Here is a 19,316-nt window from a genome sequence, read left to right on the forward strand (position 1 = left end):
GCCTCTACCGTCGCCGCAACGTCGTCGAGCGCTGCTTCAACCGACTCAAGCAGTGGCGCGGACTGGCCACTCGCTACGACAAGACCCGCGAGTCCGGCCAAGCCGCCGTCACCATCGCCTCAATCCTGCTCTGGATCTGACCTTTGAAGACGATCTCTAGGCTGTATCGATTTCCGGGTCGGGACCAGTGTTCCGTGGCGGGACGTGTCCGTTGAGTACGGACCGTGGGGCCGGGCCTACGATCTGTTCCGCCGATGGCAGCGGGACGGCACCTGGCACCGCATCCTGACCCGGCTCTACTCGCGATCACGTGGAACCCTGAGCGTCGACTCCACGGTCACCCGCGCGCCCACCAGTATGCGGCCGGGCCACGGGCTCGGAAGGTCGCGCGGCGGGTTCACCACCAAGCTGCCCCTGGCCGTCGAGCAACGCCAGCCCATGTCGATCGTGATCACGGCCGGGCAGCGCGGCGACTCGCCGCAGTTCGAACCCGTATCGGAGAAAGTCCGTGTGCCCCGCATCGGGCCGGGCGCCACGCGTCCGTCCCCATCGGGTCCGCGCTGACATGGCGTATGCCTCCCGCAGAATCCGCGCCTACCTGTGCCGCCGAGAAATCCGATGCACCATCCCCGACAAGGCCGACCAGGCATGCAACCGCCAGGAGCTCGGCTCCCAAGGCGGCCGACCACCACAGTTCGACCCAGTCGACTTCCGCGAGTGTTACGCGGATACGACGAGCTCGCGGTCCGCTACGAGGCGACCGTCCTCGTCCTCGCCCGACGAGGCATCCAAGGCCGGTCTGGACCCAGGCCACGGTGAGAGCGGAGCGGTGCAGCACCGGGTCGACCTCAGGGGTGACCGCTGTCGAGCGGAAGGCCCCGATGCAGGCAAGCGCTTTCCGGCTGTGGCGGGACATAAGACACCTCCGGGCGCCTCCCCCTACCCTGCAGCAATCCTATACGTACGTATTGCGTACGTATCCCGTGTTTTCAGCGTACGACGGTTGGGCGGAGTGTAGGGTCCGGTCATAGAACCTGGACTTGGCTTGTTCGAGGGGGAGCGGTGGCCGCAGAGAGTGACGGCTGGGCCGGCATGGGCGGGGACTGGACGGATGCCGAGGACATCCGCCGGCGCCTCGACCAGGGAGCCGACCCGGAGGGCTGGAACGGGAGCCGGCCCCTGCATCGGGCAGCGGTGTTCGGTTCCCCGGAGGCTGTTGCGGAACTGGCCCGCCGGGTTGCGGATGTGGACGCGTTGGAGAACGGGGTGACGGCACTGTGGGCAGCCGTGATATCCAGGAAGCCGGCCAACGCACAAGCGCTCGCCGCCGCCGGGGCCGATCCCTGGCGGCTGTCGTTCGGCGGCTGGTCACCGGGGCGGCTGAGCCTGGCCGGACCGACACCGGAGCTGTTCTCGGTGCCGGAAGGGGTAGCCCTGACCGACACCGAGCGGGCAGCAGCGCAGGAGGCCCATCGGCTCACCGCCGCATTGGGTGAGTTCTATTACGACGGTACGGGGCTGGCCTGCGTGGCCGGTATCGACGCGGCCGAAGCGGTGCGCCGTCTCAAGGCGACGCCGGTGGACGGCGAGCTCATCGACGAGCTGCTGGAGGGTCCCTACGCCTCCGACATGGACGAGAGCGAGCACATCGTCGGCGTGACGTCCGTGCCGGGCGGCTGCATTGTCACCCAGCCCTGGGGGTACGCGCCGCAGATGCCGGGAGTGCTGGTCCGGTTGTCCGCCGGCACCGTCTGCTACGGCCTCTACGCCAACCCCAAGAGCGGCAATCAGGGCAGCATCGCCCGTCATGGAACGATCGAGGGCTCAGACCTGCACCCGGGCGGAGGACCTGACGAGGACGACAGCTCCGAACAGGTGCTTGCCTCGTACCTCTACCAGCACAACGCCGTCGCCTACGCCTGCGCCTTCGCAGGGCTGCGCCCGACCGACAGGCGCGCCGTGGCCGGACCGCCCGATGTATGGGCCGAACTGCCCCGCCGCGACTACTGGAGTCACTGACTCAGAGCACATCACCTCCGGCTGTGCACCCCGGAGAATCTCGACCGCCTCGCCTCGGCGCGTCGCAGCCCTCTCACATAGGCGCAGCTCATCGGACGAGGCATCCCGCATCGACTGCGTGCCGCCGGAGGCCCACATGGAGAGCCCCCGCGCTCCCCGACATGCGGAAGGTGGTGCTGGATGTCCTGGGGTGTCCGAGGAGATCATCGGCAAGACATGCGGGTCGCATCCAGGAAGCTGGTGGTCGTACGAGCACCGACGAGAACGCGAGGACCGGGGCACATGACCGAGAGCCGCAGCAGGCCGCCGTCTCCTTCGTGACCACCGAGCACTTCACCTTGCAGGGAGCGCGAGCCGCGACGATCAGCGAATCGACCAGCCGGGCGACGATCTTCATCGGTTCAGTGTCCGCCGGGATGGTCGCCCTCGGCCTGATCGACACGGCGACCGGCATCGGCACCGCGTTCTACGCCTTGGGCCTGATCTTCTGTCCACGCTGTCCTTCGTCGGAGTGGTCACCTTCGACCGGGTTCTCCAGTCGGGAATCGAAGACCTCCGCTACGCCCAACGGATCGCTCGGCTGCGTGCCTACTACTTCGACGTAGCCCCCGCACTGACCGACTACCTGGCCAGCGTCCCGCCCTCGCCACGCTTTGCCCTCCAGGGCTTGCACGGCGGGTACTGGCAGGTCTTCCGGACGATCGCCGGAATGATCGGCGTGGTCACCGCGGTCTGGCCGGCTCGGTTGCGGGCCTGCTCGCCGTGCTCGCATCCGACCACTCGGCAGTCGCCGGATTCGTCACGGGCGGAGTGGTAGGTATTGCCGTGCTGGTGGCGCTGATGCGGTTTCAATACCGTGCCTGGGTACTGGCCGCCCGGGAGTGGGCCTTCGATGACGAAGGACGAGCACGTGGCGGGCTGATCGAGCCGACACGATGACGGGCCCGACCACCATGGTCCTGCACCACCTCGCACCCCGTAGGCTCAACCGCGGTGTGGGCGGCATTCCGGTGCGCCCGCGGACACGATGCGGGAGGGCTTCCCGTGATGCCGATCTGCCTGTCGCCCCAAGTTCCCGGCTGGTCACCGCGAACAGAAGCCGGTCTCCAGGCCGCCATCGAAGGCGGACCGCTGGAGGAGACCCACTACCTGGGCCTCAAGAAGGCCCTGGCTGCCACCAAAGGCGACAGCAGAGAACTCGCCCGCGACATAGCCTCCTTCGCCGTCGACGGCGGGACGCTGATCATCGGAATCGCCGAGGACAAGGACAACTGCACCTTCTTCCGTGCTCCGCAGCCCTTGAAGGGACTGGGTGAGAAAGTCGAACAGGTCGCCCGCGCGGTGCCCGACCCGCCGCTCACCGTCGTCACCACCGACATCCCCTCGGCAGCCAACGAGGAACATGGGTATCTCGTCGTCCATATCCCTGCCGGCCCCGCCGCGCCCTGCATGGTCGACGGCCGCTACTACGGCCGCGGCGACAAGACCACGCACGTCCTGTCCGACCGTGATGTCGTACGCCTCCACGAGCGTCACCGCTTCGCCGACCAGGCCGCCCTGGAACTCATGGAGCAGCAGATCGAGACGGACCCCCTCGCAGGGATCGGCGAGCAGTCGCATCTGTTCCTCGTCGCCCATCCGCCGGCCGGCCGCCGCGACACGCTGCTGAAGCGCACCAGCGACCCTCAGTGGGGCCAGCGCCTTTCGGTGACGTCCCCGACCCGGCGTTCGACGCAAGCGACCGCTCGAATCTGCGGCACTACGCCTTCAGCGGGCGCGCGGCTCGCAGAACGGCCGTTTACGTCTGACGTGGGAGTAGCCGGGTGCCTGCTGGCGAGGCTGCGGCAGCGCCCACCGGCCTGGGGTCGGCGTTGCGCTGGGCTTCGCTGCCGCGCCCGCCGTCAGAGCTACGGCTGTGGCTGCGTGTTCTGCGTGTCGGCGAGGGCTCGCTGGGTGCGGAAGTTTTCCCGGTAGGCGTCGTAGACAGAGGCGGTGTGGTGCTCAGGGTCCGTGGAGTCATCCCACTTGAGGAGGGCTTCGTCGTTACCGATCAGGCCCGACTTGGTGTAGGGGTGGCTGCCGGTGAAGACGAGTTTCTGGTTGTTCTTGCCCTTGTAGGTGCCCTCGATGAGCAGGTACTTGGTGTGGGTGGCGGTGTGTGTGCCGCCCGCCGCGTCGTCCAGCTTGTGCAGGCCGATACCGCCGTACCGGGTCGGCTTGTTAAGGATTTGCGCGACTTCGGTCCCCGACGCGTCGAGGTCGCGGTACACGATGTCCACGTAGCAGCCCGCGTCGTCCAGGTCCCACAGTTTCTGCGCGACTTCCGGGCGGGTGATCCCGTGCATCGCGACGCGGATCACCGTGCGGCCATCGGTGGTGCCGTGGCCGGTGTCGTTTCCGTAGCAGGCTGGCTTCCCGTCAACCGGGTCGTCCACCATACCGAGGATGTTGACGATGACGTCCGTGGTCGCCCGTGGGAAAAAGTAGGCCTTGGCGCGGCCCGCCTGGGTGTCCATCAGCACGTCGGAAACCTGCTTGGACGGGTCCGCCTGTGCTTCGGCCTGACGCTTGAAGTAGGCGGCGTAGGCGGCGTACAGCGGCTGATTACCGGCCACCGTCAGAGCGTCGTTCCAGGCCTTCTTCCGGTCCCAGGTGGTCATGTTCGCGGATGACTGCACGACCACGTTGTCCACCGGCACGGTGGCGGTGGCGCTTCCCTTGGTCTTGGAGAACAAGTAGAACTTGTTGTGGTTGACGCTGGGCCAGCCGTCTGCCGGGTTCGGATCTTTCGCCAGGCACGCCTGCTTGTCGGCGCACAGCCGTACCCAGGAGTCGCCCGAACCGGCTGGCTTCTTGGCGAGCCCGGCGGCGAGCAGGTCGTACATCGGACCGCCCTCCCAGTGCCGGAGCGTCTCGCTGTCCAGGATCACCCGAACGTTGACCCCGCGCAGGTGCGCCGCATTCAGCCGCTCCACCACCCACTTGGAGCCGAACACGTACGTGGAGATCATGATGTCGGACCCGGGAACCGCGCCGTCGATGAGCCGGGCGAGGTGTGTGGGTATCGCGTCGGTCCGTGCCGGGTCGGTGCTGGTGGGGTCGTTGAACAAGGCACCGGTCGTTACGGCAGGGGCGGACGTGCCGCCGTCGGCGAGCGCGGGTGCCGGGGCTGTGGTGCCGAGGAGGGCGAGAGCAGCTGCTGTCGTGGTCGCCGTCCGGGCGAGATTGATCTTCGTCACGAACGGTGACCCTATCCGGCCACGGCTTGTGGGCTACCCCTGGCCCCGAGAAGCCGCCCCGGTGGGGGGCTGCGGATGCCCGGGGCTTCCGAGGCCCACTCCGGTTCACCGCACCGGCGACCGGTTGTCGGCCTTCGCGTGAACTTCCGTATCTACATCTACGCCGACACGGGATTGACTTCGTCACCGCCGGCGTCCCGGGGGCCTGCCCGCCGTGCCGAGCGCCGGCTGCTCTGGCTGGACACCCGCTACTGCCTGCCCGGACGGCTTCGGGGCCGTGGAGGGGTGCCAGGGCGTGCACCGGGCCAACCAGCGGGCGGGCATCGCGAGCCTCCTGAGACACGCTCCACAAGAGCCCAGGGAGAGGGCCGCCCATACCATGCCTGTGCACATGACGCCGATTTCCTGCTCTCGGGGTGTCGCGGCGCGCGCCGCCGTCCCGGCCGAGAACCACTCCTCATGTGCCGGCGGACCGTGAGTCTCCGAGTCCTGCGTCGCGTTCGCCTGCTCCCTGCGCCGCAGGTCGAGCGCGGTGGCGACTTTGGTCGAGACTGCGAAGCCTTTCGGTCGACGTGCGGTCGGCCCCATTCTGTACAAGCTGTCGGCATGAATACAGCACCGATCGCCCGCAGGACCCTGCTTACCGGCACTGCGGCCCTGTCCGCCGTTTGCGCCGCCGGCACCGCGCACGCCCGTGCAGGGGCCACCGGCGCGCCGCCGCCGCGGACCGCTGGATCGCTTACCTACAAGGGCGTCAACTTCGATACAGACCGTGATGTCTGGCGCATGGAGTATGTGCGCCGGGAGATCGCGGCCATCAGGGAGCAGTTGCACTGCAACGCGGTCCTGTTGCTCGGCCACGACCTTGACCGGCTGACGGAGGCTGCGTCGATCGCGGCCGCGCACGGCCTTTTCGTCTGGTTCGAGCCGCGGCAGTTCGACAGGGACGCGGAGCAGACCCTCGCCTTCCTCGGCACGGTGGCGTGCGCTGCCGAGCGGCTGCGCACCCGCCATCCCGGCGTAGGAATCGCAGTCGGCACCGAGCTGACCATCTTCATGTCCGGACTAGTGCCGGGCAAGGACTACAACGAGCGCGGTCAGGCGCTGGGGCACCCCGAGTCGGCCGGCTATCAGGAGCGGCTGAACACCTTTTTGGACCGGGCGCTCAAGACCGTACGCCCGCTGTTCAAGGGGCGGGTCACATACAGCTCAGGGGAGTGGGAGGAGGTCGACTGGCGTGGCTTCGACGTCGTGGGGGTCAATCTGTACCGGAACGCGGACAACAAGGCCATCTACACCAAGGTGCTGCGCGCCCTGCAACGGCACGGCAAGCCAGTCGTCATCACCGAGTTCGGCTGCTGCACCTTCACGGGGGCCAAGGAGCAGGGTGGGTCGGGCTTCAACGTGGTGGACTGGGAGCGGGAACCTCCGGTGGTCAAGGACGGCTACGTGCGCAATGAACGAGAGCAGGCCGGCGAGATCGGGGAGCTGCTGGCCCTCTATACAGCCGAGCGGGTGGAAGGCGCGTTCGTCTACAACTTCATCGCCCCCGACTCGCCCCATTCCCCGCAGCGCCGCCACGACCTGGATATCGCCAGCTTCGCGCTGGTCAAGACCTTCCCGACCGGGACGCGGCGCGGCTACGCGGAAACCGGGCAGTGGGAGCCCAAACACTCCTTTCACACAGTGGCCGACCGGTTCCGGTGACACCTGCCGCCACCGGTATCACGGTGCTTCCGATCGCCAGGAGCGGGGACCAGTGCGTGCTGGTCGCCCATCAATCGCAAGGAATCCCGCGCCCATACGGATCCTCCAAGGGCGCCAGCTCGCTGTGCAGATCAACGCTCAGGGCCTGCTCCCCGGCCAATTGCTCTTCAAGGGGTTCGCTTCAGGTGTCCGCAGCCGGCACGGAGAATCCCGGCCGGGTCGGGCCTGTCTGCGGGTGCCAGTGTGCGATCTCAATCCGATTCGGTGGTCGAGGAGATGAGGTGGTCGACGATGTCGGTGAGACGGCCTCGGCGTTGATAGGCGGCGCGTTGCCGGTCGGCACCGCTGCCGGTGGCGCGCAGACGTGACCAGAGGGTGTTCACCAGTTCCGTGTCGCCGTGCTCCTCCAAAGCGGGTTGCAGCCATGCCAGGAGCTGGTCGACCTGGTCGACGGCGGGGGACAGGCGGCCGGTGGACAGGTCGATGCCCTGCCCGGCCAGGCCGTCGCGGGCCGCGCGCCAGCAGGCGGTGCGCAGCACCTCCGGCGCGGGCCGGAAAACCGGGTCGCCGGTGGTGGTGGCGTGCAGGGCGGTGGCGGTCATCGCCCGGACGAGCCCGGCGAGAAGCACGGTCTCGCCCGGGGTGGTGGTCGCGTCGGCGGAGCGGAATTCGAGTGTGGGTACGTGGTGGGAGGGGCGGATGTCCCAGTACAGGCCGCCACGGTCCATGATGCTGCCGGTCGTGAGGAAGCCGGCGACGAGGTCCTCGAAGTGGGAAGTGGACTCGAAGTAGGGGGGGAGGCCCGGCCACCGGCCACCGTCCCCAGGTCGTCGTGCGCCAGCTGGCGTGCCCAGTGTCCCGACCCGCCCAGAAAGGCGAGTTACCGGCGAGAGCGATCAGGGCCGGGATCCAGGGGCGCAGGCGGTTGCTGATCTGCAGCGCCGTGGCGAGGTCGGGAACACCGACGTGGATGTGACAGGCGCAGGCACACTGTTCGTCGTCCAGGGCACCGAATGCCGCGGCGCTCGCCGTGTAGCGGGCGCCGGCGGTCAGCGGCGGCGGGGAGACCTGGCCGAAGACCGGGCTGCCGCTGGAGATGACCCGCAGACCCTGGCGGTCGGCAGCCCGCACGATCGCCTCGCGCGTGGAACGGACCTGCTCCGCGAAATCGGCAAGGCTGGAGTGCGGGTCGGTGCGCACCTCGACCTGGTAGCGCGTCAGCTCAGGGCCCACGCGATCACAGAGCTCACCCGCCGCCTCGGCCACCACCGCGCCCGCCTGCGCGCTCACCGCGCGCGACACAGGGTCGACCAGGAGGAACTCCTCCTCCGCTCCCACCGTCAACGCGGCCTGCCCGCCCGCGACCGTCCGCCCTCGGCCATGATCGGGGAGCAGTCCTCGTGTACCGGCAGACATACGCCCTGTAGTCGTCATGGTCACCATGCTGTCACGGATGGTGACCCCGAGGCAGGGTGCAAAGACGACATCCCTCAACGAAGGGGAGCGGGACGTGCGCGAGTGGACAGGTACTGGATGCCGGGAACGGACCACGGTCCTGGCTTTACGGAACGAGGGCAGGCATGGCTCAGGGCACCGCCCGAGCCCACTGCAGCCGTCTTGCCGCGGGCCGGGGTTCCGATCGTTGCCGCCGTTCCGCCGCCGCCGCGCGCCGTCCGTCCCGGCTGTGCGGCCGGCTGCCGTCGGCCAGCCGGGCTGTGCTGGTGCTGCGTCGGTGCCGGTCGGCGGCTCCACGGCCTCCGCCGGCCCGGTGCATGCTGACGTCATCGGAGGGCTGGGCAATGCCACCTTCGGCAACTACTGCGCCAATCACCTGTCACGAGACCCTGCCAGCGCGACGGTGATCGGCACCGGCCTCCTGACAGGCAACGCTGGACAGAGTCCACTGAGCATGCCCCGCAATAACTGCGGCAGCCAAGGCGCCTCCGGCTTCCGAGGCAGCCAGTGACGGGCGGCGGCGAAACGGCGGCGCTGAGGCAAACCGACCGCAGCCGCAGGGTTCGACAGCGGGCGAACAGCGGCAGCGACTCAGCCGCGCCACCAAACCGCGACAGCACGGCAACCGCCCGGCACGGCCCCGGTGTCCTAGCCCCGTCGCGCGCACCTGTAGGACTCTGAGCGGTGGTGTTTACGCAGCTCAGATCCCTACAGGTGCCGTCTGGGACTCAGTCGGAGTCGCGTGCCAGCGCTCCGGCGACGTCCGCCGCGAGCCCGTAGCCGGGGCTGTCGTCGAGGAGTTCCCGGCGCCGGTTGTAGAGCTGGGTGGTGCGGGAGTCCTTGTGGTCGGCCCACTGCTGGACTTTGTCCGGCCGGGCGTCCGGCTTCGCCAAGGCGTGGGTGACGGCGTCGCCCTTGACGCCGTGCGGGCCGCGCAGCGGGAGCCCGGCGCGCTTGGCCAGCGACTGGAGGAGCCGCCATACGGCGGGTTCGTCGAGCTGGGCGCCGCTGGCGGTGCAGAACAGCCAGCCGGTGGTGCGGCCGTCGAGGTACTCCGTGAGTGCGTCCCACATGGCCGGCGGGATCGGCTTCTTCTTCCGGCCGCCGCCCTTCACCTTCTCCAGGAGCAGCACGACGCGGTGCCCCTGTCGTATCCGAGGTCTTCGACGCGGGCGTTGAGCAGGGAGTCGATGCGCAGGCAGCAGGTGTAGAGGGTGAGCAGCAGGGCGTAGGCGCGCTTGCCGTATGCCGCGACGCGGTGCTCGTCGCGGGCGACGGCCACGAACCGGGCCCACTCCGCCTCGGTGTACCCGGACGTGCGAGAACTTGAAGCCCTTGAGCGGGCCGTGGCAGATGATCCCGGCCGGGGTGGGGATGCCGATGCCGTCGGGGGAGAGGGTGAAGCCGAGCCTCGCGTAGAAGTCCGTCAGCTCCGGCTCGTGCGTGGCGTACAGGACGGCCGCGCCCAGCTTCCCGGCTGGCTGCGAGCGGGCCGCCTTCTCCGCTTCGGCGACCAGGGCGCGCGCGATGCCCTTGCCGCGCCACTGGTCGATTACCGCGAGAGAGTCCAGGACGGCGGTGCCCGCGCCATGGGACTCTCGGACGTGGCGATCAACGACATCGACTACCTGGATCTCGAATACTGAACCCGCAGCCCCAGCACCAATTGCTGTGACTGAGTTGAGCCGAAGCACGATGGTTGTCACATAGGCAGGCTGGGTGTCACCGACGGTGTTGTGGGCGGTTGAGCCTGAGCGCGACAGGTTGACAACTGTGGTCATCCGTGTCCGGCCTCCTAGCTAGGTGTTGCCGGCCATGAGGTTGGTGTCGGTGCTTGTCGGTGCTTGTCGGTGCTTGTCGGTGTTGACCTTCAGGTTGGTTGAAGCTCGATGATGACGCGGTGCCAAACGATGAGCTGATGCCGATCGGGGCCTTCGCCCAACGCAGTGGACTGACCTCCAGCGCACTGCGGTTCTACGCCGACTCCGGGCTGCTGCCCCCTGCCGAGGTCGACCCGGTCTCGGGCTACCGCTACTACAGCACTGCACAGGTGGCTCGGGGGACCACGTTGCGTCAGCTCCGCGAGCTCGCCATGCCCCTGGCCGCTGTCGAGGCTGTGCTTGGTTCCGGGGCTGACGAGGCTTCCCGGCTCCTCGATGAGCATGTCGCGAAGGTCGTCGGAGAGGCAGCGGCCGTGCAGCAGAAGGCCGCTGTCATCAAGTCCGCGCTCGGCGACGCGCCAGGTCTTCCGATTACGGCGGTGAAGGGGCCCGTGCTGGCGGCCGCGGTCGAGCAGGTCCTGACCGCGACCGCGCACGAGCGTGGCATTCCGGAACTCGCCGGTGTGCGCATCGAGGCGAGTCATGAGGCAGTCACGCTGACTGCGACGGACCGATACCGACTCTCCACCAGAACGCTGGTGCCGGCTGAAGCACCGAGGCAGACGTGGGCCGGCACGGTCCACGGCCACGAGCTGCGAGCCGCGGTCGCCGAGATCCGACGCAGTCCGCTGGTGCGACTGGAAGCGGCCTCGAACGGGATCTGGTTTCGCGTGGCCGACCGGGAGGGCCAGCACTGCCGATTGCTGCCCGAGGAGTTCCCCGACTACCGGTTGATGTTCGCGTCACTGGGCGAAGTCAGCACTCGTGCGGCGCTCTCGAAGGACCTGCTCCTGCGAGCCCTGGAAGAACAACCCGGCGAGCGCGTCGCACTGCATGTCGCCGATCACGCAGTGAACGTCGTGTCAGTGGACGACGAACACTCCGGCATCACACTTCCGGCCACCGCGACGGGCCGGCCCCTCCGGATCTGCTTCGAGCTGACCACGCTCTATCCCGCCGTGAGCACCGCGATCGGCCCTGACGTACTCCTCGACCTGCGAGGACACGACCAGCCCGTCACGATCCGCTCCGCGGATCGCGGCGATCTCACCACCCTGGCCATGCCCATCAAGTCCGACCATGCCGCCTGAGAAAGACAACGAGGAACACTCCATGACCACCGCACCCGGCAGCCCCGACCCGATCATGGAAGCAATAGGCCACGCTGTCGCCGAGGGGCGAGCCGGTGGCACCGCTTCCGCCCGCCAGAAGCTACTGGACCTGTGGTCCACGATCGGCGTCACCGGTGACCCGCTGCACCGCTGCTCTCTCGCTCACCACCTGGCAGATCTCTACGACGATCCTGCCCAAGCCCTGGCCTGGGACATCCGGGCCCTGGACGCTGCCGATGCCGTGACCGAGCAGCGCGTCCAGGAGCACGACGCCGGTCTCCACATCGCCGGCTTCTACCCCTCCCTGTACCTCAACCTTGCCGACAACTACCGGCGGCTCGGCTCCTTCGAAGCTGCCACCGAGCACATCGACGCGGCCAAATCGCACGCTCCCAGCCTTCCACGGAATCCCTACGGCAACCTCCTTCGCGGCGCCATCCAAGAGGTCGCTGAAGCCATCGTCAGGCGGGATCGGTCACGGCGATCCTCCGCGCCTGGTTCCGCTGCGTGACGCACAGGCACGTACTTCTGACCCTGGAGGGACGGACTATCAGACCGGTGGTGGATCATCAGAACGAGACCAGGGCGGGCTGGAGGAGCACCGCTTCTCCCGGGCCATGATCCGCACCTTCGATGTCGAGGGCGCGGAACATCTGACGGCCATGCTGCATGAACAGGGCACGGACGTCTTCGGTCTCGACCTCTCCCCGGGCATGGTCGATCACGCCCGGTGGGCCCCTCCGGAGCTGCGCTTCCAGGAGGCTCGGATGGAGTCCCTGCCGATCAAAGACGGCGGGCTCGGCGGCATACTGGCCCACTATTCGACGAGAGTTCCGGTTCTCCCGGGTTGGCCTCTGCGGGCTCGGAGAAGCGGCGTTGTCAGTGGGCTCTGCCAGGGTGTGCGTCGTGGATGAACTGGTGGAGCGTGTCGACGATCAGGATCGTGTGCTGGGGATGGTGGTCAGCCGTCAGCAGGCCATCCAGGAGGGTTGGCTGCACCGAGTCGCCGTGACGGTGTGTCGTGATGATCATGGACGGACCCTCGTTCACCGACGGCCGGAGCAGGCATCGCGCTTCCCCGGGTTCTATGAGGTCGGGGTCGGCGGCGCCGCAAATGTCGGCGAATCCTATGAACAGGCCGCCGCGAGGGAGCTGACCGAAGAGCTGGGCATTCGTGCGCTGCCGCGCCTGCTCTTCACGTTCATCAACCGCAGCGGCTTGAGCCCTCACTGGCTCGGCGTGCACGAAGCCGAGGTGCCGGACCCTGTGGTTCTTGATTCCGACGAGGTCGCCTGGCATGGCTGGCTGACCGAGCCGGAGCTGCGGTCGGCCCTGCTGGAGTGGCGCTTCACCCCCGACAGCAACGAAGCCTTCAGCCGGTATCTGGCGTTCCGGACCGCGCGGTCCTGACCTTGCCCATCACGCTCGGGCTCAGCGTCTGTCGATCTCCTTGGCCAGGTGCTCGGCGTAGTCCTCGAGCAGTGGTTTGAGGGCGCCGTAGTAGGGCTGGTGGTCAGCGGTGCGGAGCCACTGGAAGACGTTGTGTCGCTCCCGGGTCCAGACGGCGCGTAGGGCGGGGTCGGGGGCGATGTGTGGCGGGCAGGTTGCGAAGTCGGGCTCGCTTTCGGCGACGCGGGTCCAGACGTAGGCGCTGCCGGCCAGGCGCCCGCGGTCGTCGCGTCGGGCCCCCATGGGGTCCGGGCAGGGCCGGCACCTTTCAGTGTGAGACACGGAGCGGCGACCGAGCCTCAAGGTGATCTGGTGGCGGCCGGTGAGCCGTCCGCATACCAGGACATGCCGCGCACAGCGGCCGTCACCCGCTCTCATGGGTCGCGTTGTGAAGCGCTGCCGGTGCAGTGCCGACGGCCAGCCTGGCCGGGGATGCGATGAGCCTGCCCCACTGCACCTGATCCGCTTCGCCTAACCCCGCCGGGAGCCCGCCGCGGACCGAGCCGGCTGCCGTGGCTGGGCCGTCCGCGTCGAATCCCCCCACCTCCCGCAGCGCCTCCTGCAGGCCGCTGAACCCTTCTAGGGCTGGTCGAAGCAGAACGGTCGCTGGCGGCCGCGCCCGAGCGCCAGCCACTTCAGGCGGGCGATGCGTCCGCGCGGGGCCCGCGGCTCTCGGCGGGCGGGGATGCGCCCGCCGAGCAGAATGGCCGCAGGCGGGCGGCCCGCTGGCGCTGCCCGGCGTAGGGGGCCAGAAGTTCCAGTATCTCCGCGGTCGCCGAGGCCGCGGCGGCCGGTGAGGGCGTAGCCGATGTGCCTGGGCAGGTGCAGATCGCCCGTGGTGAGGGCGTCGGGAGCCCCGTTGGAGCGTTGCAGGACCTCGGCGGCGGCCCCGCGGGGCTGGCCGGGCCGGGCGGGTCATCCCCTGTAGAGGACGTGCGCAAAGGTACGCGCCGCGTACGGCTTAGGTACGCGGCGCGTACGCCTTATGCCTGGCTCCCGGGGAGGACCTCATGCCCATGGCTGCCGCCTCCTGGGCCGGTCTTATCTGGACAGTTCACCACTTAGCCCCACCGCCCGGTGTGCCGGCGCCTCCACCTGGACATTGGTCGTAGCCGACCCGTGCTCCCGCCTCGGATACCGTGTTGCTCTACGGGGTGCCATAACGGATGTGACGCCCCCCACCGGAGGTAGTCAGCGTATGAGTTCGAAGCGCAGCAAGAATCCAGCCCTGCCCGTACTTGACGACGCATTCCGACTCGCGTCGGTCAAGGACGCCGAAGAGTCCACCCGTGACTTGGCCGCGCGGCTGGCCACCACCGAGCTGCGCCGCGTTTCCCACCCGGGCCGGGTCACCTGGGAGCCCATCGATCAGGCCGAGCCCGTACCGGTCCCGCCGACTGTGGTCGACGGTGACGGGGACCTGTGGCTGCGGGACCGGGGCACTGGCACCTGGACCATGCCCGAGTTCAACCCGAAGGAGTTCCCGGCCCGCTGTGGCGAGGTTCTGACGTGGAGCCAGCTTGCCCGTGAGTTCGGCCCGCTTACCGCACTGGCCGACGACCGCCGCATCGGCGGCGGCCGGCGTCGCTGACCGCGCAGCCTTCTGGTATGACCGCGCCCCTGAAGCGCCCGTTACGGGTAGCTGGGAGCTCCAGCTCACCGCCGAGCTCGACGGTGGCGGCGAGCAGGTGAGCGTGGTGGTGGCGTGCGACGGCCTCGAGCAGCGTGGTGCGGGCCTGGCGCCACCCGATGTCCTCCGCCGTCGCCGACCGGCGGCCGGCGGGTACGCGCGGATGGGGAGATCCTGGGGCTCGCGTACAGCCTCCGTGGTGTGGTCGAGTTCCTTCGCCGGGCGGGGCTGGAGCTGTCCGAGTACGAGGCGGCGCGCTCCCCGCTGATCGAGTGGCGGGGCGGCGGCCCCTACGGGTGGGTGGCCCCGCCCCCGTGACCGCCCGCCCGCCGGGTCGGCTGACCGGCCGAGTGCGCGGCCGCCCTCGTCAGGGCGGCCGCGCCCTGTCCACACCGCAGCGGGATCACGGGCCGGTGAGCGCCTTGTCAGACCCGCCAGGTGCCTCGCGTCCGCCCTCTGGATGTTGGCAGATCCGCCCCGCTGGATCATCCGGTGGGGCGGTGTGCTGCAAATGGTGTGACGCGGGTGGGGGCGAGCGGGGTGTCCGTGAGCCAGGCGTCTGGGCGGACGAAGGTCATGGCGGCCACGCCGGGTGACATGGGCCGGGGATCTCTCTGCACCCGCATGGACCGTCCGTTGGCTCGGTGCCGGCACGGGTAGCGAGCGCTGGGCATCACTCTCACGCGTGTTGACGGTGTGGTGTGCGCGGGCGCGCGCTGGGGCAGGGTTCGGTCGTCTGCCGACGGCCGTACGGGCCCGTACCAGGAAGATGCCCATGCACCGCGTACCCGTCCCTCTTTACAGCGTCGACGATCTTCCCGCGCTCGACTTCGACCCGTTCCTGCATGCCTCCGTGGAGGCGTATCCGGTGCGCCGTATCCGGCTGCCGCACGGCGAGGGCGACTGCTGGCTGGTGACCCGGTATGACCTGGTGCGGTTCGTGACGTCGGACCCCCGCTTCAGCCGGGACATCGTGGGCCGGCCGATCCCGAAGATGACCCGGCACTTCGTTCCGCTGGACCGGGCTGTCAGCTTCGTCGATCCGCCGGAGCACGCCCGGGTCAGGTCGGTCGTTGCACCCGCGTTCGGCCGGCCCGCTCTGGAACGGCTGCGGCCCCGCGTGCAGGCCGCGTTGGACGCCCGCTTGGACCAGTTGGTCGAGGAGCACCCGCCGGCCGACCTGGTCCGCCATGTCACCTCCCCCTTCCCGCTCGACGTGATCGGCCTGGTCCTCGGCATCCCAGAGGCCGACCGCTCCCAGGTGCGCGACTGGGCGACGACCCTCCTTACGAGGGCGTCGGACGAGGCGGCCGCCCGGCGCGCCGAGAGCGTCAAACGGGACGCCCGCGCCTACTTCCGGGACCTCGCCCGGCTGCGGCGCGCCGATCCCGGCGACGACACCATGACGCTGCTGGTCCGGGCAGTCGACCGCGGCGCGATCGACGAGGAGGAGCTGCTGGCGCTTGCCACGCTGATCGGACTCAACGGCTGGCACGCGGTGAGCAACAACACCGCCAGCATGGTCTACGCCCTGCTCACGGCCGACGGCCTGTGGGACCGGCTGTGCGCCGAGCCGGAGGCGGTGCCGAGGGCCGTGACCGAACTTTTGCGGTGGGTGCCCCACAAGCACGGCGTGGGCCAGCCCCGGGTCGCCACCGAGGACGTCGTCGTGGGCGGCGAACTGATCCGCGAGGGCGAGTACGTGTACGTGTCGTACGTGGCCGCCAACTGGGACGAGCGCGTCTACCCCGACGCCGGGCGCATCGACTTCGACCGCCAAGGCCCCCCGCACCTCGCCTTCGGGAATGGGCCGCACTTCTGTGTCGGCCCTCTGCTGGCACACCTGGAGGCGGAGGTTCTGCTGGCCACCCTCACCGCACGGCTGCCGTCCCTTCGCCTGGCGGTGCCCCGTCAGGAGGTGCCCTGGCAGACGAACGTGCTCATCCGAGGCCCGGAGGCACTCCCGGTGCGCTGGTAGCCGCCGGGCCGTGGCGCAGCGGAGTTGAGCTGCTCGATGTCGAACCGGGCGCGCAGGGCGGCGATGGCGGCCTCGTCGGGCGGCCCGCCCGCCGACAGCAGCTCCAACAGTTCGTCGAAATAACGCTCGTGGTCTGGCGGCGGTGCCGACCGGAAGAACATCCTGGCCGGTGCCTCCGTCGGGTTGGCGAACACATGCGGGCAACCCGGCGGTACGACGATGACCGTGCCAGGCGTCGCCCGCACCAGGCGGTTGCCGGACACCGACACCCAGCCGCGCCAGGCGTCGGCCGTCCGTACGCGCGGCTCGAAGGCGAGCACGTCGAGCTCGCCCTCCAAGACGTAGAACAGCTCCTCGCTCCGGCGATGTACATGCGCCCCGACATCGACGGTGAGGCCAGGCCCCGCGAACTGAGGGCAAGCCCCAGCGAGCCTGGGCAAGCCACCCGCGAGGGTGACTTGCCCACCCCGGCCGGAGGCGCTCCGGCCAGGCGGCGTCGGTCACGGCCCCCTGGGCTTCCCGGCGAGCCGGGGGCTGGCCGATGCCGGGTGACCGATGACCGGTCACCGTCTCGGTCGGGAGTTGCATGGGTCGGTCACGGCGCTGACGTGGTGTTTGACCGATTGCCGGGGACGGATTGGTCACGGCAGGCCCGCTGATCGGTCACGCGTTCTGCTGGGCAAGCCCTTGGCACGGAGGGCTTAGCTTGTCTTTTAACTTCTGTGCGCTTCGGTTGTGTCTGCGGGTGCCTCTCCGTAGGGCGCGGTTTCTGATCACGCGGAAGGGGAGAGCTGTTCGCGTACCCATCTGGGATCGGGGTTGGTGTGTGGCTGGCCCGTCACGACGACGGTCGGCACGGTCTCATTGCCGTCGTTGGCTGCTCTCACCGCTGCGGCTCCTGCCGGGTCGCGCCAGATGTTGACCCAGTGCAACTGGCGGGCGCTGCGGCCCAGCCGGATGCGCAGTCGTATGCAGTACTTGCAGCCCGGCCGCCAGAAGACGACCGGTCGGCCGTCGACCGCGCTGCGGCGTTGTGCCTTCTGCGCACCGATCGACCTCGGGAAGATCAGGGGTGAGTTCACGCTGGCGAGCGCCAGGAACGCCAGCAGGAGTGCTGCGGCTGTGCCGGGGCTCCCATTGAAGATCTGCCTAGCCGCGACGGCTGAGCCGCTGAGTACAAGCAGCATCGGCAAGGTCCAAGCGCGCATCATGGTGATGCAGGCTACCGGTGAGTCGAAATACTCCCCGAACTAGGCCGCTCGCCTGGGCATTCGCCGGACAGGCGGCCGGCCCCCCCATGAGCATACGTCCGTCACAGAGCGTGCGTGCGGACGCGCCGACCAGCCCTGACCGTCTGTTCGGCCACGTCTACGGACGTTCGGGACGGTCCAGTGACCTGCCCGACACCATCGCGCCGCTCACCCCGATGACCCCGCACGCGGCGATCAGTGCGTTCACCTACCTCCGGGCGTCCAGGCCGGGGACGATCCGGTCCGCGGTCGGCGGTGGGCCGACCACCGCCGAACCCTGGAGGTCATCGCGTGGAAGTACCGCACCTGCTCGCCCTGGCGGGACCTGCCCGACGAGCTCGGCTCGTTCCGGACCGCCCACAAACGGCTGCTTAGGTGGGCCGTGGACGGCACCTGGGAGCGCATCCTCGCGGCGGTCCTGGCAGCGGCCGACGGCGCTGACGACATTGGCTGGACCGTGTCGGTGGACTCCACCGTCTGCCGGGCTTACCAGCACGCGGCCGGAGCCAGGGAAAGGGGGCTCCAGGCCGGGCCGAACCAGACGACCAGTCAATAGCTGGCTGGCACTGCACGGCTCGGCCTTTCTCCCGCGGCCGGCGCCGGGGCATGGTCAAACGCGCGCCGCGACCGCCGCCCCGCATCCTGTGATGCGTGTGCAGATCGACACTCCGCTCGACGACGCTCTCACCGCGATGCGGGCAGGTGGCACCTACCTTGCCGCCGTCACCGGTGACAAGGGCGCGGTGATCGGCTTCTTCGCCATGGAAGACGTCCTGTCCGAACTCGTCGGCCCCACAGCCGCATGATCGCCCCGAGCGCCGGAAGCGGGGGACGCTGGCAGTGTGTGGCCAGGGGGGTGAGGTTCCGTGCTGCGGGGGTAGAACGGCTGTTGGCTCGTGCAGAGAGCCGGAGCGCCCGATGAAGGGCTGCTCCCAAGCTTGAACGAAGGATTGACCAGTATGGCCAGCGGCACCGTGAAGTGGTTCAACGCCGAAAAGGGCTTCGGCTTCATCGAGCAGGACGGCGGAGGGCCGGACGTCTTTGCGCACTACTCCGAGATCAAGGGCAGCGGATACCGCGAGCTGACGGAGGGCGAGCACGTCACCTTCGACATCGGCCAGGGACAGAAGGGCCCGCAGGCCCAGAACATCATCCGCAGCTGACCGGGCGCAGGGGTGTGAAGCGAGGCGGCTGTCCCCATCCGGCAGCCGCCTCTTGTCGTACAGCCCCGCTCCCTCCTGTTCCGTTGCCGCCCGGTAGGTGCCCAGCGTCAGCGGCGACTTGGATGCCCCGGTGGTGTGGGCTGGCGAGCGCCACGGGTGAGCGGCGGGGGCGACCGTTTCTTCACGCGAGTGCGGGTGGGTGTCGTTGCTGGTGGGGCCCTGGCACGCCGGGCACAGCGTGCGGTGTCCGTCGGGAGCGATGACGGTTTCCCCACTCGTGGCAGTCCGTGCAGTCCTGGGCCAGGGAGAGATCGGGGTGAGGGGCGGGGACTAGGGGGAGTCTTCAAAGGTGATCAGGTGATGAGGGATCATGCTTGTCGTGGTGCGTCGTCATGAGCTTTCGGATGCTGAGTGGGCTGTGCTGTCGCGGTTGT

At 69.0% G+C, this 19,316-nt stretch carries 17 protein-coding genes and 9 pseudogenes; 17 read left to right on the top strand and 9 right to left on the bottom strand.

Going from position 1 to position 19,316, the window contains the following annotated elements:
- The 5 genes and pseudogenes from ACF068_RS31860 to ACF068_RS31880 form a co-directional block, all read left to right on the top strand.
- Positions 1 to 140 (top strand): transposase (locus ACF068_RS31860; protein WP_392277814.1); only part of this gene is annotated, 140 nt, incomplete at its 5' end.
- Between the two features lie 22 nt (positions 141 to 162).
- Positions 163 to 564: pseudogene (locus ACF068_RS31865) on the top strand (transposase); the annotation flags it as partial.
- 498 nt (positions 565 to 1,062) lie between these two features.
- Entirely contained in the window at positions 1,063 to 2,019 is a 957-nt protein-coding gene (locus ACF068_RS31870; protein ID WP_392277802.1) for an ankyrin repeat domain-containing protein, read from the top strand.
- A 317-nt stretch (positions 2,020 to 2,336) separates the two neighbouring features.
- Positions 2,337 to 2,624 carry a hypothetical protein gene (locus ACF068_RS31875; protein ID WP_392277803.1) on the top strand — a complete coding sequence of 96 codons (288 nt, stop codon included), beginning with the start codon at positions 2,337 to 2,339 and terminating at the stop codon, positions 2,622 to 2,624.
- Positions 2,625 to 3,066: 442 nt separating this feature from the next.
- Positions 3,067 to 3,993, top strand: coding sequence for an ATP-binding protein (locus ACF068_RS31880; protein WP_392277804.1), 927 nt, complete (start codon positions 3,067 to 3,069; stop codon positions 3,991 to 3,993).
- On the opposite strand, the gene ACF068_RS31885 is transcribed toward ACF068_RS31880, so the two are convergent.
- Positions 3,927 to 5,258 (bottom strand): phospholipase D-like domain-containing protein, encoded by a 1,332-nt coding sequence (locus ACF068_RS31885; protein ID WP_392277805.1) that lies wholly within the window; start codon positions 5,256 to 5,258, stop codon positions 3,927 to 3,929. The genes ACF068_RS31880 and ACF068_RS31885 overlap by 67 nt on opposite strands.
- A gap of 606 nt (positions 5,259 to 5,864) precedes the next feature.
- Here ACF068_RS31885 and ACF068_RS31890 point away from each other — a divergent pair.
- On the top strand, positions 5,865 to 6,965 hold the full coding sequence (locus tag ACF068_RS31890; protein ID WP_392277806.1) for an abortive infection protein: 1,101 nt from the start codon (positions 5,865 to 5,867) through the stop codon (positions 6,963 to 6,965).
- Between the two features lie 251 nt (positions 6,966 to 7,216).
- Here the strand turns inward: ACF068_RS31890 and ACF068_RS31895 are convergent.
- The 4 genes and pseudogenes from ACF068_RS31895 to ACF068_RS31910 all read right to left on the bottom strand — a co-directional run.
- Positions 7,217 to 8,750, bottom strand: a pseudogene (locus tag ACF068_RS31895) (glutamate--cysteine ligase).
- 398 nt (positions 8,751 to 9,148) lie between these two features.
- Positions 9,149 to 9,553, bottom strand: coding sequence for a tyrosine-type recombinase/integrase (locus tag ACF068_RS31900; RefSeq protein ID WP_392277815.1), 405 nt, complete (start codon positions 9,551 to 9,553; stop codon positions 9,149 to 9,151).
- Positions 9,532 to 9,702, bottom strand: a complete 171-nt coding sequence (locus ACF068_RS31905) for a hypothetical protein (protein WP_392277817.1) — start codon at positions 9,700 to 9,702, stop codon at positions 9,532 to 9,534. Before ACF068_RS31905 ends, ACF068_RS31900 begins: the two co-directional genes overlap by 22 nt.
- A 175-nt stretch (positions 9,703 to 9,877) precedes the next feature.
- A pseudogene (locus ACF068_RS31910) lies at positions 9,878 to 9,991 on the bottom strand (GNAT family N-acetyltransferase); the annotation flags it as partial.
- Here ACF068_RS31910 and ACF068_RS31915 point away from each other — a divergent pair.
- The 5 genes and pseudogenes from ACF068_RS31915 to ACF068_RS31935 form a co-directional block, all read left to right on the top strand.
- A pseudogene (locus ACF068_RS31915) lies at positions 9,986 to 10,066 on the top strand (XRE family transcriptional regulator); the annotation flags it as partial. The pseudogenes ACF068_RS31910 and ACF068_RS31915 sit on opposite strands and share 6 nt — an antisense overlap.
- 254 nt (positions 10,067 to 10,320) lie before the next feature.
- The gene (locus ACF068_RS31920; protein ID WP_392277816.1) at positions 10,321 to 11,391 is read left to right on the top strand and encodes a MerR family transcriptional regulator; all 1,071 of its coding nucleotides are present in this window, start codon (positions 10,321 to 10,323) and stop codon (positions 11,389 to 11,391) included.
- A gap of 22 nt (positions 11,392 to 11,413) precedes the next feature.
- Positions 11,414 to 11,923 (top strand): hypothetical protein, encoded by a 510-nt coding sequence (locus ACF068_RS31925; RefSeq protein WP_392277807.1) that lies wholly within the window; start codon positions 11,414 to 11,416, stop codon positions 11,921 to 11,923.
- Between the two features lie 79 nt (positions 11,924 to 12,002).
- Positions 12,003 to 12,236: pseudogene (locus ACF068_RS31930) on the top strand (class I SAM-dependent methyltransferase); the annotation flags it as partial.
- An 82-nt stretch (positions 12,237 to 12,318) separates the two neighbouring features.
- Positions 12,319 to 12,822 (top strand): NUDIX hydrolase, encoded by a 504-nt coding sequence (locus ACF068_RS31935; protein ID WP_392277808.1) that lies wholly within the window; start codon positions 12,319 to 12,321, stop codon positions 12,820 to 12,822.
- 21 nt (positions 12,823 to 12,843) lie between these two features.
- On the opposite strand, the gene ACF068_RS31940 is transcribed toward ACF068_RS31935, so the two are convergent.
- Both ACF068_RS31940 and ACF068_RS31945 read right to left on the bottom strand, forming a co-directional pair.
- Entirely contained in the window at positions 12,844 to 13,104 is a 261-nt protein-coding gene (locus ACF068_RS31940; protein WP_392277809.1) for a hypothetical protein, read from the bottom strand.
- Between the two features lie 336 nt (positions 13,105 to 13,440).
- Positions 13,441 to 13,749 (bottom strand): annotated as a pseudogene (locus ACF068_RS31945) (hypothetical protein); the annotation flags it as partial.
- Positions 13,750 to 14,059: 310 nt separating this feature from the next.
- On the opposite strand from ACF068_RS31945, the gene ACF068_RS31950 reads away from it, so the two are divergent.
- The 3 genes from ACF068_RS31950 (at position 14,060) to ACF068_RS31960 (ending at position 16,469) form a co-directional block, all read left to right on the top strand.
- Positions 14,060 to 14,452 carry a hypothetical protein gene (locus ACF068_RS31950; protein WP_392277810.1) on the top strand — a complete coding sequence of 131 codons (393 nt, stop codon included), beginning with the start codon at positions 14,060 to 14,062 and terminating at the stop codon, positions 14,450 to 14,452.
- Between the two features lie 114 nt (positions 14,453 to 14,566).
- Positions 14,567 to 14,809: a hypothetical protein gene (locus tag ACF068_RS31955; protein WP_392277811.1), complete on the top strand. Its 243-nt coding sequence runs from the start codon at positions 14,567 to 14,569 to the stop codon at positions 14,807 to 14,809.
- Positions 14,810 to 15,266: 457 nt separating this feature from the next.
- Positions 15,267 to 16,469, top strand: coding sequence for a cytochrome P450 (locus ACF068_RS31960; RefSeq protein ID WP_392277812.1), 1,203 nt, complete (start codon positions 15,267 to 15,269; stop codon positions 16,467 to 16,469).
- On the opposite strand, the pseudogene ACF068_RS31965 reads toward ACF068_RS31960, so the two are convergent.
- Both ACF068_RS31965 and ACF068_RS31970 read right to left on the bottom strand, forming a co-directional pair.
- A pseudogene (locus tag ACF068_RS31965) lies at positions 16,432 to 16,909 on the bottom strand (cupin domain-containing protein). The gene ACF068_RS31960 and the pseudogene ACF068_RS31965 overlap by 38 nt on opposite strands.
- 333 nt (positions 16,910 to 17,242) lie before the next feature.
- Complete coding sequence (locus ACF068_RS31970; RefSeq protein WP_392277813.1) at positions 17,243 to 17,680, bottom strand: glutaredoxin domain-containing protein; 438 nt, start codon at positions 17,678 to 17,680, stop codon at positions 17,243 to 17,245.
- A 274-nt stretch (positions 17,681 to 17,954) separates the two neighbouring features.
- Between ACF068_RS31970 and ACF068_RS31975 the strand changes: the two are divergent.
- The 3 genes and pseudogenes from ACF068_RS31975 to ACF068_RS31985 form a co-directional block, all read left to right on the top strand.
- Positions 17,955 to 18,239, top strand: a pseudogene (locus tag ACF068_RS31975) (transposase); the annotation flags it as partial.
- Positions 18,240 to 18,348: 109 nt separating this feature from the next.
- Positions 18,349 to 18,525: pseudogene (locus ACF068_RS31980) on the top strand (CBS domain-containing protein); the annotation flags it as partial.
- Between the two features lie 153 nt (positions 18,526 to 18,678).
- Positions 18,679 to 18,882 (top strand): cold-shock protein, encoded by a 204-nt coding sequence (locus ACF068_RS31985; RefSeq protein WP_383995209.1) that lies wholly within the window; start codon positions 18,679 to 18,681, stop codon positions 18,880 to 18,882.
- Positions 18,883 to 19,316: the final 434 nt, after the last annotated feature.

The sequence above is a fragment of the Streptomyces sp. NPDC016309 genome (assembly GCF_043077235.1).
Lineage (GTDB): Bacteria > Actinomycetota > Actinomycetes > Streptomycetales > Streptomycetaceae > Streptomyces.

Excerpts from the sequence above, each read along its gene's own strand:
- ACF068_RS31880 (WP_392277804.1), top strand. The coding sequence starts at position 3,067 with ATGCCGATCTGCCTGTCGCCCCAAGTTCCCGGCTGGTCACCGCGAACA.
- ACF068_RS31890 (WP_392277806.1), top strand. The coding sequence starts at position 5,865 with ATGAATACAGCACCGATCGCCCGCAGGACCCTGCTTACCGGCACTGCG.
- ACF068_RS31925 (WP_392277807.1), top strand. The coding sequence starts at position 11,414 with ATGACCACCGCACCCGGCAGCCCCGACCCGATCATGGAAGCAATAGGC.
- ACF068_RS31940 (WP_392277809.1), bottom strand. The coding sequence starts at position 13,104 with ATGGGGGCCCGACGCGACGACCGCGGGCGCCTGGCCGGCAGCGCCTAC.
- ACF068_RS31950 (WP_392277810.1), top strand. The coding sequence starts at position 14,060 with ATGAGTTCGAAGCGCAGCAAGAATCCAGCCCTGCCCGTACTTGACGAC.
- ACF068_RS31960 (WP_392277812.1), top strand. The coding sequence starts at position 15,267 with ATGCACCGCGTACCCGTCCCTCTTTACAGCGTCGACGATCTTCCCGCG.
- ACF068_RS31970 (WP_392277813.1), bottom strand. The coding sequence starts at position 17,680 with ATGATGCGCGCTTGGACCTTGCCGATGCTGCTTGTACTCAGCGGCTCA.
- ACF068_RS31985 (WP_383995209.1), top strand. The coding sequence starts at position 18,679 with ATGGCCAGCGGCACCGTGAAGTGGTTCAACGCCGAAAAGGGCTTCGGC.